General features: G+C 70.3%; 17 protein-coding genes. 7 read left to right on the top strand and 10 right to left on the bottom strand.

Annotated elements, in window-relative coordinates; genetic code table 11:
- Positions 1 to 52: 52 nt before the first annotated feature.
- Positions 53 to 1402, bottom strand: a complete 1350-nt coding sequence (locus tag G5C60_RS22525) for a glycoside hydrolase family protein (protein ID WP_165262122.1) — start codon at positions 1400 to 1402, stop codon at positions 53 to 55.
- A 182-nt stretch (positions 1403 to 1584) separates the two neighbouring features.
- Between G5C60_RS22525 and G5C60_RS22520 the strand changes: the two genes are divergently transcribed.
- From G5C60_RS22520 to G5C60_RS22505, 4 genes are all read left to right on the top strand, one after another.
- Positions 1585 to 2607, top strand: a complete 1023-nt coding sequence (locus G5C60_RS22520; protein WP_165262120.1) for a substrate-binding domain-containing protein — start codon at positions 1585 to 1587, stop codon at positions 2605 to 2607.
- Positions 2608 to 2715: 108 nt separating this feature from the next.
- On the top strand, positions 2716 to 4059 hold the full coding sequence (locus G5C60_RS22515; RefSeq protein ID WP_165262118.1) for an ABC transporter substrate-binding protein: 1344 nt from the start codon (positions 2716 to 2718) through the stop codon (positions 4057 to 4059).
- A 190-nt stretch (positions 4060 to 4249) separates the two neighbouring features.
- Positions 4250 to 5119: a carbohydrate ABC transporter permease gene (locus tag G5C60_RS22510; protein WP_241266977.1), complete on the top strand. Its 870-nt coding sequence runs from the start codon at positions 4250 to 4252 to the stop codon at positions 5117 to 5119.
- A 12-nt stretch (positions 5120 to 5131) separates the two neighbouring features.
- Complete coding sequence (locus G5C60_RS22505; protein ID WP_165262114.1) at positions 5132 to 5986, top strand: carbohydrate ABC transporter permease; 855 nt, start codon at positions 5132 to 5134, stop codon at positions 5984 to 5986.
- 1 nt (position 5987) lies between these two features.
- Here the strand turns inward: G5C60_RS22505 and G5C60_RS22500 are convergent, their stop codons facing one another.
- Positions 5988 to 6941 (bottom strand): formylglycine-generating enzyme family protein, encoded by a 954-nt coding sequence (locus tag G5C60_RS22500; RefSeq protein WP_165262112.1) that lies wholly within the window; start codon positions 6939 to 6941, stop codon positions 5988 to 5990.
- A gap of 43 nt (positions 6942 to 6984) precedes the next feature.
- Positions 6985 to 9324 carry a SpoIIE family protein phosphatase gene (locus tag G5C60_RS22495; protein WP_165262110.1) on the bottom strand — a complete coding sequence of 780 codons (2340 nt, stop codon included), beginning with the start codon at positions 9322 to 9324 and terminating at the stop codon, positions 6985 to 6987.
- A 466-nt stretch (positions 9325 to 9790) separates the two neighbouring features.
- Here G5C60_RS22495 and G5C60_RS22490 point away from each other — a divergent pair, with 466 nt between their 5' ends.
- Positions 9791 to 10666 carry a TauD/TfdA dioxygenase family protein gene (locus tag G5C60_RS22490; protein ID WP_165262138.1) on the top strand — a complete coding sequence of 292 codons (876 nt, stop codon included), beginning with the start codon at positions 9791 to 9793 and terminating at the stop codon, positions 10664 to 10666.
- Positions 10667 to 10690: 24 nt separating this feature from the next.
- Here the strand turns inward: G5C60_RS22490 and G5C60_RS22485 are convergent, their stop codons facing one another.
- The 7 genes from G5C60_RS22485 to G5C60_RS22455 form a co-directional block, all read right to left on the bottom strand.
- Positions 10691 to 11212 (bottom strand): MarR family winged helix-turn-helix transcriptional regulator, encoded by a 522-nt coding sequence (locus G5C60_RS22485; protein ID WP_165262108.1) that lies wholly within the window; start codon positions 11210 to 11212, stop codon positions 10691 to 10693.
- 96 nt (positions 11213 to 11308) lie between these two features.
- The gene (locus G5C60_RS22480; RefSeq protein WP_165262106.1) at positions 11309 to 12964 is read right to left on the bottom strand and encodes a hypothetical protein; all 1656 of its coding nucleotides are present in this window, start codon (positions 12962 to 12964) and stop codon (positions 11309 to 11311) included.
- 14 nt (positions 12965 to 12978) lie between these two features.
- On the bottom strand, positions 12979 to 14808 hold the full coding sequence (locus G5C60_RS22475) for a flavin-containing monooxygenase (protein ID WP_165262104.1): 1830 nt from the start codon (positions 14806 to 14808) through the stop codon (positions 12979 to 12981).
- 109 nt (positions 14809 to 14917) lie between these two features.
- Positions 14918 to 15745, bottom strand: a complete 828-nt coding sequence (locus G5C60_RS22470; protein WP_165262102.1) for an SDR family oxidoreductase — start codon at positions 15743 to 15745, stop codon at positions 14918 to 14920.
- Entirely contained in the window at positions 15729 to 16946 is a 1218-nt protein-coding gene (locus tag G5C60_RS22465; protein WP_338145893.1) for an NAD(P)/FAD-dependent oxidoreductase, read from the bottom strand. Before G5C60_RS22465 ends, G5C60_RS22470 begins: the two co-directional genes overlap by 17 nt.
- Positions 16943 to 17140, bottom strand: a complete 198-nt coding sequence (locus G5C60_RS22460) for a ferredoxin (protein WP_165262100.1) — start codon at positions 17138 to 17140, stop codon at positions 16943 to 16945. Before G5C60_RS22460 ends, G5C60_RS22465 begins: the two co-directional genes overlap by 4 nt.
- 29 nt (positions 17141 to 17169) lie before the next feature.
- Positions 17170 to 18411, bottom strand: coding sequence for a cytochrome P450 (locus tag G5C60_RS22455; protein WP_165262098.1), 1242 nt, complete (start codon positions 18409 to 18411; stop codon positions 17170 to 17172).
- 262 nt (positions 18412 to 18673) lie between these two features.
- Here G5C60_RS22455 and G5C60_RS22450 point away from each other — a divergent pair, with 262 nt between their 5' ends.
- Both G5C60_RS22450 and G5C60_RS22445 read left to right on the top strand, forming a co-directional pair.
- Complete coding sequence (locus G5C60_RS22450; protein WP_165262096.1) at positions 18674 to 21076, top strand: glycosyl hydrolase family 65 domain-containing protein; 2403 nt, start codon at positions 18674 to 18676, stop codon at positions 21074 to 21076.
- Positions 21077 to 21169: 93 nt separating this feature from the next.
- A complete protein-coding gene (locus G5C60_RS22445) occupies positions 21170 to 21511 on the top strand; it encodes a metalloregulator ArsR/SmtB family transcription factor (protein WP_165262094.1) in 342 nt (113 codons plus the stop codon).
- Positions 21512 to 21532: the final 21 nt, after the last annotated feature.

The raw sequence follows: 21532 nt of genomic DNA, 5'->3' as shown, positions 1-21532 counted from the left end.
GCCTTTCCGGGGGTCGTGCGGGATGCCGGTCAGCAGGCGCGGAGTCTCGCTGTCACCGGGGTACGGCACCGGGCCAGATGGCCGAGGCGTCGTCGCGGTGGGGCTCGGGCAGCCGTACGGGGCGGACGGGAATGGTGTGGCTGTGCCCTTCGGTGACGGCCGTCCAACGGGCGGGGTGGCCGGAGTAGCACAAGGTGGTCAGGGCGAAGACGCCGTCGGCGTAGACCTCGACGTACTCGCCGATGGTGAGGATGCGCAGGACGGCGGCGGGTTCGGTCAGGACGGTCTCGCCGAGCCGGGTCCCGCCGGGGCCGGTGACCCAAAGGTTTTTGCCGTCGCAGCCCACGGCGAGGGCGGAACGGTCGCCGTCCGGGGTGTCGGTGCGCAGGGTGATGTCGACGGGCCCGGATATGCCGATGTCGCCGACCGCGTGCAGGGCGGGGTGGTCGGTCTCCTCGCCGAGCCAGGCGTTCAGGCCGGGCCACCATTCCAGGCGGGGCGCGGAATCGCCTTGCACCACAAGAGACTTGGGCTGGGCGAGCATGCCGCGGCAGCGGTCCCCGGCGTCGCTGAGGCCGACCTGGCGGGGTGTCGTGTGCAGGACGACGCGGGAGCCGTCCGGGGCGGGGATCACCCTGGGGGCGTAGGCGCCGGTCGGGCCCAGTGGGCCGCGGCGGGTCCACGGGCCGCGCAGGCGGGGGGCCGTCCACGCCTCGATGCGGCGGGTCTGCCCGATGGAACCGAGCAGCAGCCAGCTGCCGTCGTCGAGGCGTTCCAGGACGGGGCACTCGAACTCGTCGATGTCGCCCGGTGCGAGGAGCGGCGGGTGGACGGTCCAGTGCTCCAGGTCGTCGGAGGTGGCCAGGGCTACGCAGCCGCCGGCCTCCACCGGGAGGGAGGCGTCGCTCGCGCAGACCGCCATGACCCAGCCGCCGCCCTCGTCGTCCCGTACGACGAAGGGGTCGCGCCAGCCCATCCCTTCGCCTGTGCGATACCAGCGCGGGTCGGCCTCGACGACCGGCCCGGTGCCATGGCGGCGCCAGCCCGTGCCGTCGGTGCGGTCGGAGTACGCGAGTCCGACGGCCTGGAGCGGCGTACCGCCGGGCAGCAGGCCGCTCACCCCCGTGTAGAACATCGCCATTCCCTCGCCGTACCGGAACGGATGCATCGTCCACACCGCCTGGGAGTCGAAGCGGCCCGGCAGCCCGTTGCCGAAGGCGGGTCCCTGCGGCTGCCAGTGAACGAGGTCGGTGGAGGTCGCCCGGCCGTACGAGGTCTCCATCCGCATGTGATCGAACTCGGCCGTCCAGGGCCCCTGAAGGTGCAGCACCGTGTAGGTGCCGTCCTCGTCCCGGAGCAGGGCGAAGTCGTTCAGGCAGAGGCCTGGCGGGGCGTATCGCATACGGAGTTCCTGTCGGCTCACAGCGCCCAAACGCGTGCGCTGACCATCAGTTCAAAACGGACTCACTTTGGAATCGGCCCAAGTAAATCTGAACGCAAACGCTTGCGCAACAAGGAGGCCGGGCTTACGGTCTCGTCACCCCCACATCACACCGACGTGAAATCAACGGGAGGAACTGCGCCGTGACGGCCAGCATCAACGACGTCGCCCGCGCCGCCGGCGTCTCGGCGTCCACCGTGTCCCGCGCCCTGCGCGGCCGGACCGGCGTCTCCGACGAGGTACGGGACCGGATCACGGCCGTCGCCGCCCAGCTCGGCTACACCGCGTCCCGCTCCGCCGCCAGTCTGGCCAGCGGCCGCACCTACACCATCGGCGTCCTGGTGCCGTACGTGGGCCGCTGGTTCTTCGGCACCGTGCTGGACGCGGCCGAGCGCGTGTTCAGCGCCGCCGGGTACGACGTGCTGCTGTACAACCTGGGCTCGCCGGAGATACGCAAACGCTTCTTCACCAGGCTGCCGGTGCGCAAGCGGGTGGACGCGGTGCTCTCACTGCTCATCCCGGACGAGGAGGAGTCGGCCGCGCTGCGCTCGCTGGGGGTGCCGCTGGCCACCACGGTCGGCGGCGCCCGGCCCGGCTTCACCGTCGTCGGCATCGACGACCGGGCCGGCACGGAGAGCGCCGTACGGCATCTGGTGAACCTCGGCCACCGCCGCATCGGCATGATCAGCGGAGCCAGCGGGCCGCTGCACTGGACGACCCCCATCGAGCGGCGCAACGCCTACCTGGACGTCCTGGCCGGCGCCGGAATCGAGCACGATCCGGCGCTGGAGGCGGACGGCGACTACACCGTCGAGGGCGGTGAGCGGGCCATGACCGAACTGCTGGCCGTCGCCCGCCCGCCGACCGCCGTGTACGCGCAGTCCGACGAGATGGCGATGGGTGCGCTGCGCGCCCTGCGCCGCCACCGGCTCAGGGTCCCGGAGGACGTGTCGGTCGTCGGCTTCGACGACCACGAACTCGCCGATGTGGTCGGCCTGACCACCGTCGCCCAGCCGGTCGCCGACCAGGGCGCCGAGGCCGCCCGGCTGTTGCTGCGTCAGCTGGAGGAACCCGGCGCCGAACCACCCGCGGCGCAGGTGCAGATGCCCATCCGCCTCGTCCTGCGCGAGACGACCGCCCCGCCCCGAGCACGCGGACCGCAGTAACCCGTTCCCCTTGAGACCCGTGAACCCCCACCCCCACGCCCAGACAGCACGTCAGCACGTCAGCACGTCAGCACTGCAAACCCTCGCCACAGCACGGAGGCACAGCCCATGAGTTCGAGCAGCAGAAATGTCCGCCGCACAGCCAGTACGGGCCTGGCCCTCGTCCTGCCCCTGGCGGCGCTGGCCGCCTGCGGCGGGGGCGGCAGCACCGACACCTCCGCGGAGGCGGGCAGCGGCAAGGGCACCATCAGCGTCTGGGCCCACCAGGGCCAGAAGAGCGAGGACACCGCCATACAGAACGCGGTGAAGTCCTTCAACTCCTCACAGAGCGACATCAAGGTCGAGCTGAAGCTGATCCCCGGCAACGACTACACCAAGACCATCACGACGACCAACGCCTCGGAGCTGCCGGACGTGATGGAGTTCGACGGCCCGACCATGGCGAACTTCGTCTTCAACCAGAAGCTCGCCCCGATCGACGACTACGTCTCCGCCAAGACCCTGGGCAACGCCACCGACGCCATCAAGGCGCAGGGCGAGATCGACGGCAAGCACTACGGCCTGGGCCAGTACGACTCGGGCCTGGGCATCTACGGCAACAAGAAGCTGCTCGACGCGGCCGGCGTGAAGTATCCGACGAGCGTGGACGACGCCTGGACGGCGGACGAGTTCACCGCCGCGCTCAAGGCCCTGAAGGCCAAGGACTCCGACGGCAAGGTCCTCGACATCCAGGAGAACAACGGGCTCACCACCGAGTGGGGCACCTACGGCTTCTCCCCCGTCGTCTGGTCGGCCGGCGGTTCGCTCCTCAAGGACGGCAAGGCGGAAGGCGCCCTCGACTCGCCGGAAACCGTTTCGGCCCTGAAGACCCTCCAGTCCTGGAAGTCCGATGTCGACCCCAACACCGACGGCAACGCCTTCGCCAAGGGCCGCGTCCCGCTCAGCTGGGTCGGCCACTGGATGTACCCCGCTTTCAGCGAGGCCCTCGGTGACGACCTCGTCGTCCTGCCGCTGCCCGACTTCGGCAACGGCCCCAAGACCGGCCAGGGCTCCTGGGCCTGGGGCATCGGCGCCGACTCCAAGAACGCCAAGGCCGCCGGCACGTTCCTGGACAACCTCCTGAACGACGAGAACGTCGCCGCGATGACGACGGCCAACGGCGCCCCGCCCGCCACCAAGTCCGCGCTCGCCGCGAGCGACCTCTACAAGCAGGGCGGCCCGCTCCAGCTCTTCTCCGACCAGCTCGCCAAGCCCTGCGGCGACATCGACATCACCAAGTCCTGCGTCGCCGTAACCCGCCCGCTGACCGCCGGATACCCCACGGTCACCGCGAAGTTCGCCGAGGCCCTCAACTCGGTCTACGGCGGCGCCGACCCGAAGGACGCCCTGTCCAAGGCCGCCAAGGCCATCGACCAGGACTTCTCCGACAACGCCGGCTACGAGATCCCGTAGGACCCATCGGCCGGGGCGGGCCGCGCACGTCGCGCCCGCCCCGCCGGGAACAGGACTCCCCGTGAAATCCGTCGAACCCGCGCACGCCGCGCCCCATGCCCGGGAGCAGGCCCTACCCGTGACCTCCGTCGAACCCGCGCGACCGGCGCGCTCTGTGCGCAGGAACCGCGACTGGTTGCACGGACTGCTCATGTCCACGCCCGCCGTCGTCGGACTCATCGCCTTCGTCGGGATCCCGTTCGGCTACGCCGTCGTCCTCTCCTTCTACAACGTCCGTCTCGGTTCCCCGCTGGAACCGACCTGGTTCGGCATCGAGCACTACCGGCGGCTGTTCACCGACCCCGATCTGTCCGGCCCGTTCCTCAGGTCCCTGCTCAACAACCTGACGTTCGCCGCGGTCGTCGTACCCGTGCAGACCGGTCTCGCGCTCGCCCTGGCGATTTTGCTCAACCGCAAGCTCAAGGCGATCGGCCTGTTCCGGTCCCTGTTCTTCATGCCGGTCGTCTTCCCGATGGCGCTGGTCGCCGTGATCTGGCGCCTCATCCTGGCCCGCAGCGACCAGGGGATGCTCAACTCCGCGCTGGACGCGGTGAGTTTCGGGAACTGGGGCGCCTTCGACTGGCTCGGAGACTCCGCCACGGCGATGGTCTCGATCATCATTCTCTCCATCTGGCAGGGCGTCGGCTTCCAGATGGTCATCCTGCTCGCCGGGCTCCAGCAGATCCCCGGTGAGCTCTACGAGGCCGCCGAGCTCGACCGCGCCTCCCGCTGGCAGCAGTTCCGCCACGTCACCCTGCCCGGCATCCGCGGCACCCTCGTGTTCGTCGCCATGCTCACCTCGGTGCTCTCCTTCAGGGTCTTCGACCAGGTCTACGTCCTAGTCAAAGGCGGCGGCCTCAACGAGGACGCGGCCCGCACCGTGATGTACCAGGCGGTCACCACCGCCTTCGACCAGAACAACATCGGCCAGGCGTCCGCGATCACCGTCGTCTTCTTCCTGATCGTCGTCGTCCTGACCCTGATCCAGCGCCGCGTCGTCCGGCCCGACAACACCGACTAGCAAGGGCTGACCATGAGCATGAACCCGGGCCTCACCCGCACTCCCCTGCGCCGCTTCCTCGACTACGCCGTCCTGTCCGTCCTGGCGTTCGTCTTCGCGCTGCCCGCCATCTACCTGCTCATCGGCAGCCTCAAGCCGTCCGACGAAGTTCTCGACGGTCTGTCCGGCTTCCTGCCCACCAACCTGTCGTTCGACAACTACACAGCCGTCCTCGACAGCCTCAACTCCGAGAGCACCGGCTACTTCTGGCGCTTCATGGGCATCTCGCTGCTGCTGGCCTTCGTGGTCGTGACGGGCGGTCTCTTCGTCAACTCCATGGCTGCGTACGGGCTTTCACGGCTGAAGTGGCGCGGGCAGAACGCCGTCTTCACCCTCATCCTGCTGCTGATGCTGATCCCGTTCGAGTCGGTGGCCGTGCCGCTCTTCTACATGTTCAACGACCAGCGCAACACGCTCCCCATCCTGGCGCTGCCGTTCATCGCCAACGCCTTCTCGGTCTACCAGTTCCACACGTTCTTCCGCACGATCCCGCCGAGTATCGAGGAAGCCGCCCGCATCGACGGCGCGGGCCCCTGGCGCACCTTCTTCGCCATCATCGTCCCGATGTCGAAGCCGGCCTTCGCCTCCGTGGCGATCCTGACCTTCCTCATCCAGTGGGGCTCGTTCCTGTGGCCGGTGCTGATGGTCTCCGACCCGTCGGTACGGCCGCTGCCGCTGGAGATGAGCGTCTTCCAGGTCCAACTGCCTCCGGACTGGGGCCAGATCCTCGCCTTCGGTGTGCTTCTGGTGCTGCCCGTGCTGGTCGTCTTCGTCTTCTTCCAGCGGTGGTTCGTCCAGGGCGTCGCCAGCTCGGCCGTCAAGGGCTGAGTCAGCCCGTCGTACGGTCGCGTACGCAGCGGAAGCCGGTATTGCCCGACGAGCTGTCCGGGGTGTTGCCGGTGCGCGCGGCGACGCGGTAGCGGTTGCAGTAGGAGTCGTGGCACAGGTAGGAGCCGCCGCGCATCACGCGGGCCGGGCCGTGGTCGGGTCCCGTGGGGTCGACGTGCGGCCCGGCGCCATGGTCGGTGCCCCACCAGTCGGCGCACCACTCCCAGACGTTGCCGGACGTGTTGAACAGGCCGAATCCGTTGGGCGGGAAGGCGTCGACGGGGGCGGTGCCTTCGTAGCCGTCCTCGGCGGTGTTGCGGAACGGGAAGCGGCCCTGCCAGATGTTGCAGCGGTGTTCGCCGTCCGGCGTGAGCTCGTCTCCCCAGGGGAAGCGTTTCTGGTCGAGGCCGCCGCGGGCCGCGTACTCCCATTCGGCCTCGGTGGGCAGCCGGGAGCCCTCCCAGCGGCAGAAGGCGAGCGCGTCGGCCCAGGAGACGTGGACGACCGGGTGGTCCCAGCGGTCGGAGAGGTCGCTGCCGGGGCCTTCCGGAGCCGACCAGAGCGCGCCCTGCACACCGCACCACCACGGCGTGCCCTCAGGACGCGGTGACACCTTCCGCAACTCCCCCGGCAGGAACCTGGCGAAGACGTACGACCAGCCGAACCGTTCGGCGTCGGTGCGGTAGCCGGTCGCGTCCACGAACGCGGCGAAGCGTTCGTTGGTGACGGCGCGGGTATCGATCTCGAACGGCCCGACGGTCACCTCGCGGACCGGGCCCTCGCCGTCACCGGGGTTGGTGTCCGCGTCCTCGCTGCCCATACGGAAGGTGCCGCCGGGCAGCGCCACCGTGGGCCCGCGCAGTGCCGTGCCGCCACCGGGGGCGGGGAGAGCGGATGCGGCGTGTGCGGCGGGTACCGCTTCGGGGGACCGGCCGGGGGAACAGCAGTGGGACATGCGGCCCAGTACAACACGCCCGCCGTTCGCGAAGGCGACCGAGTCAGCCCGGCGGCAACGGCTGTTCCGCCCAGATCGTCTTGCCGTTGACGGTCTGCCGGCTGCCCCACCGCTCGGTGAGCTGGGCGACGAGCAGCAGACCGCGGCCTCCCTCGTCGAAGACGTGCGCGCGGCGCAGATGCGGTGAGGTGGAGCTGCCGTCGGAGACCTCGCAGATGAGAGTGCGGTCGCGGATCAGGCGCAGCCTGATGGGGGGTTCGCCGTAGCGGATCGCGTTGGTGACCAGTTCGCTGACGACGAGCTCGGTGACGAAGGCGGCCTCGTCCAGGCCCCATTCGGTGAGCTGCTCGGTGGCGTACTGCCGGGTGGCGGCCACGCGTTCGGGGTCCGGCGGGATGTCCCAGGTGGCCACCTGGTCTGCGCCCAGCGCGCGGGTGCGGGCCAGGAGCAGGGCCACGTCGTCGGTGGGCTGCGGCGGCAGTACGGACTTGAGCACCGCGTCGCACAAGGCGTCCAGCGAATGCGCGGGGACGGTCAGCGCACGGCACAGCTCGGCAGTGCCGCGGTCGAGGTCGCGGTCGCGCCCCTCGATCAGTCCGTCCGTGTAGAGGGCGATCAGCGAACCCTCGGGCAGCTCCAGTTCCGACGCCTCGAACGGCAGGCCGCCCACCCCGAGCGGCGGCCCGGCGGACATCTCGACGAGCCGCGTGGTGCCGTCGGGCAGGAGGACGGCCGGTGGCGGATGTCCGGCACCGGCCACGGTCAGGCGGCGTGAGACGGGGTCGTAGACCGCGTACAGACAGGTCGCCCCCAGCTCCGCGACGTCCTCGGTGCCCTCGTCCGTCGCCAGATGGGTCACCAAGTCGTCGAGATGGGTGAGGAGTTCGTCCGGCGGCAGATCCACATCGGCGAGGGTTCGTACGGCCGTGCGCAGGCGCCCCATGGTCGCGGACGACTGGATGCCGTGCCCGACCACGTCCCCGACGACCAGGGCGACCCGGCTGCCGGACAGCGGGATCGCATCGAACCAGTCGCCGCCGATGCCGGCCGCGGCGCCACTCGGGAGGTAGCGGTGGGCCACCTCCACGGCCGCCTGTCCGGGCAGCCCCCGCGGCAGCAGGCTGTGCTGGAGGGCCAGCGCGGTCGACCGCTCGCGGGCGAAGCGGCGGGCGTTGTCCACGCAGACGGCGGCCCGGCTCGCCAGTTCCTCGGCGAGAACGACGTCGTCACCGGCGTACGGATCCGGGTTGACGGCCCGGACGAAGACCGCGACGCCCAGCGTGGTGCCACGGGCCCGCAACGGGACCGCGAGCAGCGAGTGGATGGTCACCCCGTACGCACGGTTCTTGGCGCCGCGTGCCTCGTGGCCGCTCAGCCACCGGTCGAATTCCGGTTCCCCGGCCCCGCTGAGCACCGCCCGCCCGTCCAGCAGCGCCCGCGCGGGCGGCGAGAACGGCGGATAGGTGTCCGCCTCGCCCAGCTCGACGGCCGCCTCCGGTGTGCCCGTGGTGACGGACCGGTGCGAGACCCGGCGCAGCACGACGCCGGTGCGCTGCGCCACCGGCGGTTCGTCGGCTCCGAGGACCCAGTCGAGCAGGTCCACGCTGGCGAAGTCGGCGAACCGCGGGACCACGAGCCCCACCAGTTCCTCGGCGGTGCGCACCACGTCCAGGGTGGTGCCGATGGAGGCGGCCGCCTCGTTCAGCAGGGCCAGCCGCTGGCGTGCCCAGTGCTGCTCACTGCTGTCGAACGCGGCCAGGGCGGTGCCGACCAGCTCGCCGGAGGGATTCCGTACCGGCCACATCTCGAGGTTCCAGGCGTGGTACCGCGTGCCGGACGGTGCGCGGGTGAAGCTCTCGTAGTGGACGGGTTCGCCGGTCTCGACGACCTGGCGCATGTGATCGAGAAAGCCCCGGCTGTGATCGGCGTCCTCCACGGTGTCCGGGTAGTACCGGCCGAGCAGGGCGTCCTCCGGGACTCCCATCACCTGGCAGGCCACATCGTTGAGGCGCAGGTAGTGCTGCCGGGTGTCGAAGACCGACATCGACATGGACGCCTGCTCGAAGGCCTGCGCCGCCAGGCTGGGGCCCGGTCCGCCGGACCGCTCCGCGGTGACCGCGAATCCGTCGGGTTCGCCGTCCGCGCCCAGCACGGGGCTCACCCTGAGGGCGAGTGCGACGGGAGAACCGTCCCGGTGACGCAGCACGACGGTGCCCGTCAGCGCTGCGACGGTCTCGGACGGCACATCCTCGGCGAGCAGCTCACGCGCCGCCCGGCCCACGACTTCCTCGGCCGCGTACCCCGTCAGCCGCCGGGCACCGTCGCTCCACCCCGTCACCGTTCCCTGTGCATCGACGAGCGCCGCAGCGGCGACATGCTCCATATGCCCCAGAATGATCCCTTCGTGGCCTCACATCAACCCGGCTGTCGTTGACAGTGGCGCGACAGAGATCGCACTATGACCGCATGACCAGGCAACGGCTCGACACGATGGGACCTCTGCGCGTCCCGGATCGGACCGGCTGCGAGCGTTCCGGCCGATAGCTGCGCCGCCGCCGGGGCTGTGCCCCGGCCCTCCTTTGCGGGCCTCGACGGCCCGGATGTTTTCGAGTGCACGTCCGCCTTGAGCGGATGCGAGTGCATCTCTGCCTCGGGTGAATGCCCGAGTGGATGACAGACATCGAAATCTGCCATCCGTCAGCTGTGTTCTCCCCGGCCTTCTCCCGCCTTCTCCCCGGCATTCCCACTGCCGGGTCCATCCCTGCCTGCTCACACACCAGGAGACCCCTGTGACCGTCATCGAGACCAGACCCACCACCCTGCGCGAGGCGCAGACCCCACCGGACGGCATGTACGAAGGGCCCCGTACGCTGCGGCGCCTGCCCGAGGGGTGGGAGGAGCGCCCGTACGAGCGCTTCGAGGTCGTGCCCCTGGGGCGCACCATCGGTGCGGAGCTGCGGGGAGTCGATCTGTCAGGACCGCTGGAGCCCGCGCTGCGCGAGGAGTTGAACCGCGCCCTGCTGGAGTGGAAGGTGCTCTTCTTCCGCGGGGCGCACCTGACCTCCGCACAGCAGCGTGAATTCGCCCGGCACTGGGGCGAGTTGGAGACCAATCCCCTGCTCGCCACGGGCTCCACCGAGGACGTGGTCCGCTTCGACAAGGGCAGTAGTGGCACGCCGACGTTCGAGAACATCTGGCACACCGATGTCACCTTCCGGGAGCGGCCCGCGCTCGGCGCCGTGCTCCAGCTCCGGGAGGTCCCGCCGTTCGGCGGGGACACGATGTGGGCGGACATGGCCGCCGCATACGACAACCTGCCGGCGGAGGTGAAGGACCGGATCGACGGGGCCACCGCCGTGCACGACTTCATTCCCGGCTTCGCCCGCTTCTACGGGCCCGAGCGGCTCGCCCCGTTCCAGGACGCCTTCCCGCCCGTGGAGCACCCGGTCGTGCGCACCCACCCGGAGACCGGACGGCGGCTGCTCTTCGTCAACGCCTCCTTCACGACCCGGATCACCGGGATGGAGCGCGGCGAGAGCGACCGGCTGCTGAGCTACCTGTGCCGGCAGGCCCATGTGCCGGAGTACCAGGTTCGCTTCCACTGGCAGCCGGGCGACGTCGCGTTCTGGGACAACCGAGCCACCCAGCACTACGCGGTCAACGACTACGCCCCGCACCGCCGGGTGGCCGAACGCGTCGCCATCGAGGGCGACAGACCGTACTGATCCCGTCGCCCGTGCGGCACCCGGTCAGACCTTGCGGGCCGCCGGGGCGGCTTCCTCTCCGGCGCCCGTTTCGGCGGCGTAGGAGAGGAAGTCGTCGACCATGCGGTGGAAGAGCGTGGCGAGCTGCCGGAGTTCCTCGGGCGACCAGCCGGACAGGGCCATCTGCATGCCGCGGGCGCTGGTCTCACGGATGCGGTCGACGGCTTCCTGACCGGTCTGGGTGATCTGGATGCGCTGGGCGCGGCGGTCCTCCGGGTCGGGTACGCGGGTGACGTAGCCGGCCTTCTCCAGCTGCTGCACCTGCCGGGTCACGTGGGAGGCCTCCACGGCCAGCCGGTTCGCCAGCTCGCCGGGGCGTGCCGGCTCGGAGTCGCCGATCTGCCGCAGCAGTGCCACGGCGGCGCGGTCCAGCGGCACTCCGGCCAGCGCCATGAGCCGGTCGTGCTGGCGGGTTCGGCCCATGAGATAGGCGATGCGCGTGAGCGCCCGCTCGATCTCGGTCACTTCCGTGGAGGCGGGGGTGGTCGCCGGCGATGGTGTGGACATACGGATCACTTTACCATCTCATTGCGTAACTCAACTAAATTCGCTCCCGACCGTTCAGCCCAACCCCGGTTACTCCCTCCATGGTGCTCCCCTGGGTCAGGGTGCTCCCCTGGGCGACAGCTTCAGCACACTCCCCTCGCCGTTGGCCGAGAGCAGCAGGGATCCGTCCGGAGCGACGGCGAGACCCGCGAACTGCCGGGGAGAGCCGGGCATGCCGTGGGCGAACAGCGCGGGCTGTTCGGTGCGGGCGGTCCCCGGAGGCAGGCCGACCGCCAGGTCCTCCGCGTCGACCCTGCTCTCGCCCGTGGTGCGGGAGATCGCCAGCAGCCTGCGGTGTTCGGTGTCCACCGTGAACAGCTCGTCGCCCAGGATCGCCAGTCCCTGCGGTGCGCCGAGCCCCTCCGCGACGGGCACCGCCTTCCCGCCGCCCTTCCCGTGATCGTTCCCCTGATCGTTCCCGTCGTCGATACGGAGCACCGCCCCACGCCGGTCGTCGCTGACATAACAGCGCTGTTCGGCGTCGAAGGCCACGTCCACGGGGTGGTCGAGCCCTTCGGCGAGCACCGTGACGGAGTCGTCGCTCGCGTCGATCCGTACGATCCGCCCGGCGCCCGCCTCCGCGACCACGAGCGAGCCGTCCGGCCCCACCGCGATGCCCAGCGGCTGGTCAAGGCCGGTCGCCCGGACCCGCGTGGTCTTCTCCACGGGGTCGTAGGTCTGGACGTTGCCGTACTGGGAGGTGAGGTGCAGGAGCCCGTTGTCGGCGGTGATGCCGTGGGTGAATGTCAGCAGCTCCTGCGTGGTCACGCCGCCCGGCTCACCCCCGGCGGTGGGCTCCGGGCGCGCCACGCGGTAGTGGTCGGCCGCGTACACCGTGCCGCCGAGGTCGATCGTCACCCCGTAGGGGCCGTCGAGCCCGCGCGGCACGATCTCCCTGATCCGGCCGTCGGGGTGCATCTCCGTGACGCCACCGCTGGCGAAGCTGGACACGTACATGCGGTTCTCGGCGTCGAACGCCGCGTTGTCCAGGCCCACGACACCGCTGGTGACGATCGACCGGTCGCCGGTGCCGAAGAGGTCGATACGGGTCACGATGCCGGCCACGCCACGCGACAGGACGGTCAGGACGCCGCCCTTGTCGAAGCGCACCGCGACCGGCTCGTGCACGTCCTCCGCGACCAGTTCGGGCGTACCGCCGTCGGGAGGTATCCGCCAGACCTGGTTGGTCATCATGTGCGGGTAGTACAGGCAGCCGTCCGGGCCGAGCTGCATCGCGTTGCCCAGGGCCAGCCCGTCGGTGAGTACCACCGGGTCACCGCCGTCCGGGAACAGCTCCAGGACGCGGCCGTCCATCTTCATCTCGTTGACGAAGAGGCGGTCGCCGACGCAGGTGATGCCGTTGGGCAGCTTCACCTCCTCGGAGACAAGGGTGCACTCGCCCTGCGGGCTGCGGCGCCACACCCTGCCCGGAGTCAGATCGGCGATGTACATCGAGCCGTCCGCCCCGAACGCGAGGTCGTCCGGCGCCTGGACCGGGCTGTCCAGCGGCACCACCACGTCGACGTCCCCCGAGGCGGGGTCCACGGCGCTGATCTGCCCGGCGATGAACTGCGCGACGTACAGCCGCCCGTCGGGGCCGAAGGTCACGCCGTTCGAACCCCACAGCCGGCTCGGCTGGTTGAGTCTCCTCGTGTCCCACCGGCTGCTCGTGGCGGACCGGCGGCCGGTGTCGTCGTACCGGCTGGGCTGCATCGTCACTCCCTCTCTCATTCGGCTGCGACGAGGACGTCGCGCATGCCGCCGTTCTCGCGCCAGCGCCGGAGCAGTTCGTGGAACGCGATCGGACCGTCGCCGTACGACTCGCTGCGCTCCCTCGGCTTGCCCTCGTTGTTGTAGTAGCCGGGAGTGCACTCGGCCTGGAAGGCGTACAGATCGGCCGCCTTCTCCCGGATCGTGGCCACCCAGGCGGCCTCGGCCTCCGCGCTCGGCTCGACGTACCGGGCCTGCCGCTTGCGGGCCTCGCCGACGACCTCGGCCACGTGCGTGGCCTGCTCGTCCAGGACGTGTACGAAGTTGACGGCACTGGCGTTCTGCAGCGGGCCCAGCTGGAAGAGGTTCGGGAAGCCGTGGCTGTAGAAGCCGTGCAGCGTCTTCGGACCCTCCTTCATCCAGGTCTCCAGCAGGCTGACGCCACCGCGGCCGTGCACCGGGATGAGTCCGGAAAGGATCCCCGAGACGCCGACCTGGAAACCGGTCGCGAAGATGATGCAGTCGACCTCGTACTCCTTGCCGCCGACCACGATCGCGTCCTCGGTGATGCGCTCGACGCCCCCGTGGTCGGCCGTGTCCACCAGGGTCACGTCGGGCCGGTTGAAGGTGTCCAGGTAGGTGTCGCTGAACGTGGGCCGCTTGCACATGTAGCGGTACCAGGGCTTGAGCAGCTCGGCCGTGGCCGGGTCCTCCACGATCGCGTCCACGCGGGCGCGGATCTCGTTCATCTTCTGGAAGTCGGCGAGCTCGTACAGCCGTTCCCGCTCCTCGGGGGACACGTCCGCGTAGTTGTTGTTCGGGATGAGCTTCTGCTGAAGCCGGGCGGTGGAGGTCCAGCCGTCGTCCACCAGATCCTCGTCCGCCTGGCCGCCGGTGACGAGCGCGAGGAAGTTCTCCCTGCGGCGCTTCTGCCAGCCGAGGGTGAGCGACTTCGCCCACTGTGGATCCGTGGGGCGCTGGCCGCGCACGTCCACCGAGGACGGTGTGCGCTGGAACAGGTACAGGTGCTGCGCGTCGCGTCCCAGGTGCGGCACGATCTGGATGGCCGTCGCACCGGTGCCGATGACCGCCACCCGCTTGTCGGCCAGCTTGTGCAGGTTCCCGTTCGCGTCGCCGCCGGTGTACGCGTAGTCCCAGCGGCTGGTGTGGAAGGCGTGCCCCCGATACGTCTCGATGCCGGGGATGCCCGGGAGTTTCGCCTGGCTGAGCGTTCCGCTCGACACGACCACGTACCGGGCCCGCATGCGGTCGCCGCGGTCGGTGGCGACGATCCACTCCAACTCGGTGTCGTCCCAGCGCAGTTCGGTGACCTGCGTCTGGAAGCAGGCACCGTCGTAGAGGTCGAAGTGCTTTCCGATGGCCTGTGCGTGCTGCCGGATCTCCTCGCCCGGCGCGTACTTCCACTTGGGGACGTAGCCGACCTCTTCGAGCAGGGGCATGTAGACGTACGACTCGATGTCGCAGTGGATGCCGGGATAGCGGTTCCAGTACCAGGTCCCGCCGAAGTCCCCGGCCTGCTCGATGATCCGGATGTCCCGCACGCCCGCCTGGCGCAGCCGCGCGCCGGCGAGCAGACCGCCGAAGCCACCCCCGACGACCAGCGCCTCGACCCGGTCGTGGAGCGGCTCCCGGGGCATGAACTCGGTGTACGGATCGTCGGCGTACGAGGCGAACTCGCCGACGAGGCGCTTGTACTGCCGGTTGCCGTCGGGGCGGATCCGGCGGTCGCGCTCGGCCCGGTACTTCTCGCGCAGGGCGTCCAGGTCGAGGCCTGGTTCCTCCTGGGTCGAGGGGGTGGTGGTGGACGGATTGTGGGGGGTGGACATCCGTGTCCTCTCTGCTGTCCGTGAGTAACTACCGTTGTGCGGCATGCCGTTGACCGGTCTCCGCCCGCGTGGCGCGGCCGTCAGTGCGTCGGCCGTCGGTCTCCGGCCGTCAGTGCGTCGGCCTGTGCCGGCGGATCCATGCGGCCTGACCGCCGTCGACGAGCAGGTCGGTACCGGTGATGTAGCGCGATTCCGGGCCGGCGAGGAACGCCGCGGCGTCGGCGATCTCCCCTGTCGTTCCCATACGGCCCGCGCCGCACGCCTCCAGCGTCTGCAGCATGTGCGCGCCGGTCTCCGACTCGGCCTCCGCCTGCGCCATCGCGGTGGAGATCACGCCGGGGCTGAGGGTGTTGATCCGGGCGCCGCGGAGGTTCCAGGCGAGCGCGGCGGCCTGGACCCGTACGTGGTTGGCACGCTTGGACAGGACGTAGGCGCCGGCCGCGTTGTCCCCCACGGCGGTGACGACGTCGAGCTCCATCAGTTCCTCCGCGGGAACCGTCGCGAGGGCGGCCTCCTCCTCCCGGCTCAGGGAAGCGTAATGACCGGCCATGCTGGAGACGCAGACCAGGGACGTGCCCCGGACGGCCACCTTCTCGAAGGCGTCGATCACATGGACCGTGCCGACCAGGTCGACCTCGAAGATCGTCTTCGCCGACCCGGTCGCGGGGGACACCCCCGCGGTGTGCACCACGGCGGCCAACCGGCCCTCCCCGGACGCCGTTTCCGCGAGCTTCTCGACCGACTTCCGGTCGGACACGTCGGTGACCACGCCCTGAGCGGCATAGCCCTCGCTGCTCAACGCGTCGACGAGCCGGTCGAGTTGAGCGAGCGAGGCGTCGGCGACGATCACGGTGCGCCCGCTGCCCAGCCGCCGCGCGACCGCCGAGCCCATGCCTCCGGCCCCTGTGACCACGAGAACGTCAGGACGGTCCACCATGGACAACCTCCTTGATTGCAGCCTGTGTTGCCGATGTCGCGGCCGGTACCGCCTCGTGCCAGGCCGAACGAGTCGCGATGGCCTGCCGCCAGGGCCTGATCGCCTTCGGCGTCATCCCCACCGCGAGGGCGCCCACCAGGCGGTCGCCGCTGCGGTAGGCGGCCAGGAACCGGCGTTCGGCCGGATTCCCCTCCACGACGGCGACTTCGTCATGGCCGCGCAGGTGGCCGTAGGCCTGGATCTTCATGTCGTACTGGTCGGACCAGAAGTAGGGCACCGGCGTGAACGGCTTGCGCGTCTCGCGGTTCAGGAGGTTGCGGGCCGCGGCCATGCCCTGCTCGGCGGCGTTCGTGCGGTGCTCGACGCGCATCGGCACAGCGAACAGCGGGTTGTACCAGCGGGCGATGTCACCGGCCGCGTACACATCCCGCGCGGCTTCGCAGTACACGTCGCAGATCACACCGTCGCCCACCGTCAGGCCGCTGTCCGCGAGCCACTCGGTGTTCGGCAGCGAGCCGACGGCGACCAGCACCTCGTCGGCGTCGACGAGTTCGCCGTCCGCGAGCCGTACGCCGTCCTCGGTCACCGCGGTCACGGTGACCCCGGTACGCAGATCGACCCCATGGTCCAGATGGGCCCTCGACAGCACGCGCCCGACCTCCTCGCCGACCGCGTGGGCCAGCGGCACCGGGGCCGGTTCCAGGAGGGTGACCTCGCAGCCGAGGCCCCGGGCCACCGCGGCGGCCTCCGCGCCGAGGAATCCGGCACCGACCACCACGAGGCGCCGCCCGGGTTCCAGTCGGTCCCGCAGGGTCAGGGCGTCGTCCAGGGTCCGCAGCACATGCGCGCCCTCACCGGGCAGGCGGCGCGGCCTGACACCCGTGGCCACGATCAGGCCGTCGTACGGCAGCCGGGTCCCGTCGGCCAAGTGCACTGTGCGGTCGGCGAGTTCGAGGCCCGTCGCGGCGGCTCCCAGCCGAAGATCGAGGCCGAGGGCGTCGAGGTCGGTCGCGGCACGAAGGGCGAGCCGCTCGGTGCCCCACTCGCCGGAGAGGATCTGCTTGGACAGCGGCGGGCGGTCGTACGGGGTGTGCGGCTCGTCCCCGACGAGGGTGAGCGTGCCGTCGTAGCCCTCCCGGCGCAGCGTCTCGACCGCCGCGAGACCGGCGGCGGAGGCGCCGACGACCACGACCTGCTTCACTGCTCCACCAGCCGGATGGCGGCGGCCGGGCAGATCGCCACGGCCTCGCGCACTCCGTCCAGGAGGTCGACGTCAGGTGTCTCGGCCAGCAGGACGGCGACGCCGTCCTCGTCCCGCTGGTCGAACACCTCGGGAGAGGCCATGACGCACTGCCCCGCTGCCACGCATTTCGGCTCGTCCAGTTCCACACGCATGGGTGTTTCCTCCTTCGGTACGTGATGGGTCACCAGGTGACGGGCAGGGAGTGGACGCCGTAGGTCGTGCCGGTGTGGTCGAACTCCAACCGGTCGACGGTGGTAGCCAGTCGGAGGGTGGGGATACGGCGGTACAGGGTGCCGTAGACGACCTCCAGCTCCAGGCGGGCGAGGTTCTGCCCCAGACACTGGTGGGGGCCGTAGCCGAACGCCTGATGGTGGCGTGCGGGGCGGCTCAGGTCCAGCCGCTCGCTCTCGGGGAACGCCTCCGAGTCCCAGTTCGCGGCGTGCAGGTCGAAGATGATGCCGTCTCCGGCGCGGATGACGACGTCGCCGATCTCGATATCCTCCTTGGCGACCCTGCGCACCCCGGTCTGGACGATGCTCAGGTAGCGCAGCAGCTCCTCCACCGCCTTCGCGATCACCTTCGGGTCGTCGGTGTCGCGCAGCACGGCGAGCTGGTCGGGGTTCTGCAGCAGGGCGAGGGTGCCGAGGCTGATCATCGTCGCGGTGGTCTCGTGCCCGGCGATGAGCATGGCGACGCCCATGTTGACGGCCTCGACGTGGGCCATCTCGCCGGCCTTGACCCGGCCGGCCATCTCGGACAGCACGTCCTCGCCCGGGTTCTCGAGCTTCTCCCGGAACAGGGTGTCCAGATACTGGGCCAGCTCGCGGCTCGGCACCATCGCCTCCTCCGCCGAGAGCGAGCCGTCGAGGACGAGGCCGGCGTTGCGCTGGAAGAACGCGTGGTCCTTGTACGGCACCCCGAGAAGCTCGGCGATGACCAGCGAGGGCACGGGCAGCGCCAGAGCCGTGAGCAGGTCGGCCGGGTTCGGCCCGGCCAGCATGTCGTCGATCATGCCGTCGACCATCTTCTGGATGGCGGGCCGCATGGCCGCGATCCGCTTGACGACGAACGGCCCGTTGACGGAACGGCGCAGCCGGGTGTGCTCCGGCGCGTCCGTGTTGGTGATCATCCTCGGGGTCTTGTCCGCGATGGCCGCCCGGTGCGCGTTGACGTACGGAAAGCCCGACGCGCAGTCGTCGTTGCTGACCCGGGGGTCGGTGAGCAGGGTCCGCTGGTCGGCGTGCCTGGTCACCAGCCAGGGCGTGTCGCCGTTCCAGATCCGGACCTTGGCGATCGGTTGCTCCGCCCGCAACGGCTCCACGGCCGGAGGCGGGGCGAGCGGGCGTTCCGCGGCCCGGGTCATGGGGTACTCGGGAACCGGCTCCGCCGCGTGCGCGGGACAGCCGGTCACGGTGTCGGCCATGTGTCTCCTCGGTGGTGGGGGCTCCGAAGGGATCGGAGACCGGGGATTCGGTGATGGAAGGCCTCGATGAGCACATGGAAGCGGACCGGACTGACACCATCCGGTCAGTTGCCTGACAGAAAGCTGACGTGACTCAGATCACTCGCGCGTGCCCTCGCCTGGGCGGCTCGGCGTGACGAGTCGCGCGACCCGTTACGCCAAGGTGTGCGCGGGCACCCGGGTGGCACACAGAGGCACAGACATATCACCCGGAGTACGGGAAGTGAACGACTGGATCTGGCAGTACGAGGGCTACGACCCCGACCAGGAGCGGCTCAGGGAGTCGCTGTGCACCTTGGGCAACGGCTACTTCGCCACGCGCGGGGCGGCCACCGAGTCCACCGCGGACGCCGTGCACTACCCGGCCACGTACGCGGCCGGCTGCTACAACCGGCTCACCTCGAACGTCGCCGGGCGGCAGGTCGAGAACGAGGATCTGGTCAACCTCCCGAACTGGCTGCTCCTGCGCTACCGACGTGTCGACGGTGAGGGCACGGGACCGTGGCTCACTCCGGACAGCGACGCTTGCGTGGAGCACCGGCAGGCCCTCGATCTGCGGTCCGGCGTCCTGCACCGCGAGACGCGGTACGAGGCGGAGGACGACCGTGTCCTCGATGTGCGGCACCTACGCCTGGTGCACATGGCCGACCCTCATCTGGCCGTGCTCCGCACGGAGTTCACCGCGGAGGGCGGACCGTACGAGCTGGAGGTGGAGGCCGCGCTGGACGGCACCGTCACCAACACCGGTGTCGCACGCTACCGCGAGCTGGCGGGCAACCACCTCGTACAGGTGCGCACCGGGGAGGCGGACCGGGACACCGTGTGGCTGCGCTGCCGTACGTCCGCCTCCGACGTCGGCATCGGACTCGCGGCCCGCACCAGCACCGGCACCGGCGCCGGCGCCTCGGCGGAGCGGCTGCCGCCACGGCAGGCGACGGGCCAGGCGATCCAGCGCTTCCTGCTGACCCTCCACCCGGGGCGCCCCACCGTCGTCGACAAGGTCGTCGCCCTGCACACCTCGCGTGACCGGGCGATCAGTGATCCGGTGCGGGCCTGTGTCGAGCGGGTGGAGCACGCGGGCACCGTGGACGAACTGCTCGCCTCGCACCGCGTCGCCTGGCAGCAGCTGTGGCGCAGGGCCGAGTTGAAGGTCCCGAACGAGGCCGGGCGCATTCTGCGGCTGCATCTGTTCCACGTCCTGCAGACCCTCTCGCCGCACACCGCCGAACTGGACGTCGGCGTCCCGGCCCGGGGCCTGCACGGCGAGGCGTATCGCGGCCACGTCTTCTGGGACGAGCTGTTCGTACTGCCGTACCTGAACCTGCACTTCCCCGAGGTGTCGAGGGCCCTGCTCACCTACCGTCACCGGCGCCTGGACCAGGCCCGCCGGGCCGCGCGCCGGGCGGGCCGGGCCGGGGCGATGTACCCGTGGCAGAGCGGCAGCGACGGCCGCGAGGAAACCCAGAAGCTGCACCTCAACCCGCACTCCGGCCGCTGGCTGCCCGACCACTCCCATCTCCAGCACCACGTCGACTCGGCGATCGCGTACAACGTGTGGCAGTACTACGAGGCCACCGGAGACGCGGAGTTCCTGCACACCAAGGGCGCCGAGATGATGCTGCACATCGCCCGCTTCTGGGCCGACGCGGCCACGTACGACGACCGCCTGGGCCGCTATCGCATCCGCGGCGTGGTCGGCCCCGACGAGTACCACGACGCCTATCCGGACGCGGATCGCCCCGGCCTGGACGACAACGCCTACACGAACGTCACTGCCGCCTGGGTCCTTGCCCGCACCCTCGACGTCGTACGCGCCCTGCCCGAGCCGCGCCACCTCGAACTGACCGAACGCACCGGCCTGGACGACGATGACCTGGCCCGGTGGGAGGAGGTCTCGCACAAGCTGTACGTCCCCTTCCACTCCGGGGTGATCAGCCAGTTCGACGGCTACGGAGAGCTGGCCGAGCTGGACTGGGACGGCTACCGGGCCCGTTACGACGACATCCGCAGGCTCGACCGGATCCTGGAGGCCGAGGGCGACACCGTCAACCGCTACCAGGCCTCCAAACAGGCCGACGTCCTCATGCTCGGCCACCTCTTCTCGCCCGCCGAACTACGGGGCCTCTTCGAGCGGTTGGGCCACCGCCTCGACGAGGCGACCTGGCAGCGAACGGTCGACTACTACCTGCGGCGCACCAGCCACGGTTCCACCCTGAGCGGTCTTGTGCACGCCTGGATCCTGGCTCGCGCCCGGCGCGCCGAATCATGGGAGTTCGCGCAGGAAGCCCTCAAGGGCGACATCGCCGACCTCCAGGGCGGCACCACCGGCGAAGGCATCCACCTGGGCGCCATGGCCGGCACCCTCGACCTCGTCCAGCGCGGCCTGACCGGCCTGGAAACCCGCTCCGGCGCCCTCTGGCTCGACCCGGTCCCGCTGCCGGAACTCTCCCAGTACAGCTTCGCCGTCCGCTACCAGGGCCACTGGGGCATCCGCCTGACCATGCGCCCCGGCACCCTGAACATCGACGTCCCCTCCTCCGACCGCGACCCCGTCGAGATCCAGCTCCCCGACCGCACGGTCCGGGTCGACCCCGGCGAGTCCGGCGAACTGCCTCTGGCGGACTGAGCGGATGCAGAATTGCAAAATTTTGCAATTGCTTGGATGCTGTAGTCGCCGTGCCCGCATTCAGGCGGCCGTGCCCGGGAAAGTCGAGGAGTCGTGTCCGTTCCGCTGTACCAGGCCAAGGCCGAGTTCTTCCGGATGCTGGGGCATCCCGTTCGCATAAGGGTGCTGGAGCTGCTCCAGGACGGACCGACACCGGTACGGGACCTGCTGGCCGCGATCGAGGTGGAACCCTCCGCGCTGTCCCAGCAGCTGGCGGTGCTGCGCCGCTCCGGCATCGTCGTGTCCAGGCGCGAGGGCTCGACGGTGGTGTACGAGCTCGCGGGCGGGGACGTCGCCGATCTGATGCGGGCCGCGCGCCGGATCCTGACCGAGGTGCTCGCCGGGCAGCACCAGCTCCTCGCCGAGCTGCGGGACACCGAGGTCGGGGCCGAGTGAGACTCCTGCCGCACCGGGTCT

The organism is Streptomyces scabichelini (genome assembly GCF_011045015.1).
Lineage (GTDB): Bacteria > Actinomycetota > Actinomycetes > Streptomycetales > Streptomycetaceae > Streptomyces > Streptomyces scabichelini.
Note: the sequence above shows the minus strand (reverse complement) of the source record. Positions and strands in the feature narration are given on the sequence as shown.

Coding starts and splice junctions, on each gene's coding strand:
- G5C60_RS22455 (WP_165262098.1), bottom strand. CDS start 18,411: ATGGCCGACACCGTGACCGGCTGTCCCGCGCACGCGGCGGAGCCGGTT.
- G5C60_RS22460 (WP_165262100.1), bottom strand. CDS start 17,140: ATGCGTGTGGAACTGGACGAGCCGAAATGCGTGGCAGCGGGGCAGTGC.
- G5C60_RS22475 (WP_165262104.1), bottom strand. CDS start 14,808: ATGTCCACCCCCCACAATCCGTCCACCACCACCCCCTCGACCCAGGAG.
- G5C60_RS22505 (WP_165262114.1), top strand. CDS start 5,132: ATGAGCATGAACCCGGGCCTCACCCGCACTCCCCTGCGCCGCTTCCTC.
- G5C60_RS22490 (WP_165262138.1), top strand. CDS start 9,791: ATGTACGAAGGGCCCCGTACGCTGCGGCGCCTGCCCGAGGGGTGGGAG.
- G5C60_RS22470 (WP_165262102.1), bottom strand. CDS start 15,745: ATGGTGGACCGTCCTGACGTTCTCGTGGTCACAGGGGCCGGAGGCATG.
- G5C60_RS22495 (WP_165262110.1), bottom strand. CDS start 9,324: ATGGAGCATGTCGCCGCTGCGGCGCTCGTCGATGCACAGGGAACGGTG.
- G5C60_RS22510 (WP_241266977.1), top strand. CDS start 4,250: ATGTCCACGCCCGCCGTCGTCGGACTCATCGCCTTCGTCGGGATCCCG.
- G5C60_RS22485 (WP_165262108.1), bottom strand. CDS start 11,212: ATGTCCACACCATCGCCGGCGACCACCCCCGCCTCCACGGAAGTGACC.
- G5C60_RS22525 (WP_165262122.1), bottom strand. CDS start 1,402: ATGCGATACGCCCCGCCAGGCCTCTGCCTGAACGACTTCGCCCTGCTC.
- G5C60_RS22500 (WP_165262112.1), bottom strand. CDS start 6,941: ATGTCCCACTGCTGTTCCCCCGGCCGGTCCCCCGAAGCGGTACCCGCC.
- G5C60_RS22480 (WP_165262106.1), bottom strand. CDS start 12,964: ATGCAGCCCAGCCGGTACGACGACACCGGCCGCCGGTCCGCCACGAGC.
- G5C60_RS22515 (WP_165262118.1), top strand. CDS start 2,716: ATGAGTTCGAGCAGCAGAAATGTCCGCCGCACAGCCAGTACGGGCCTG.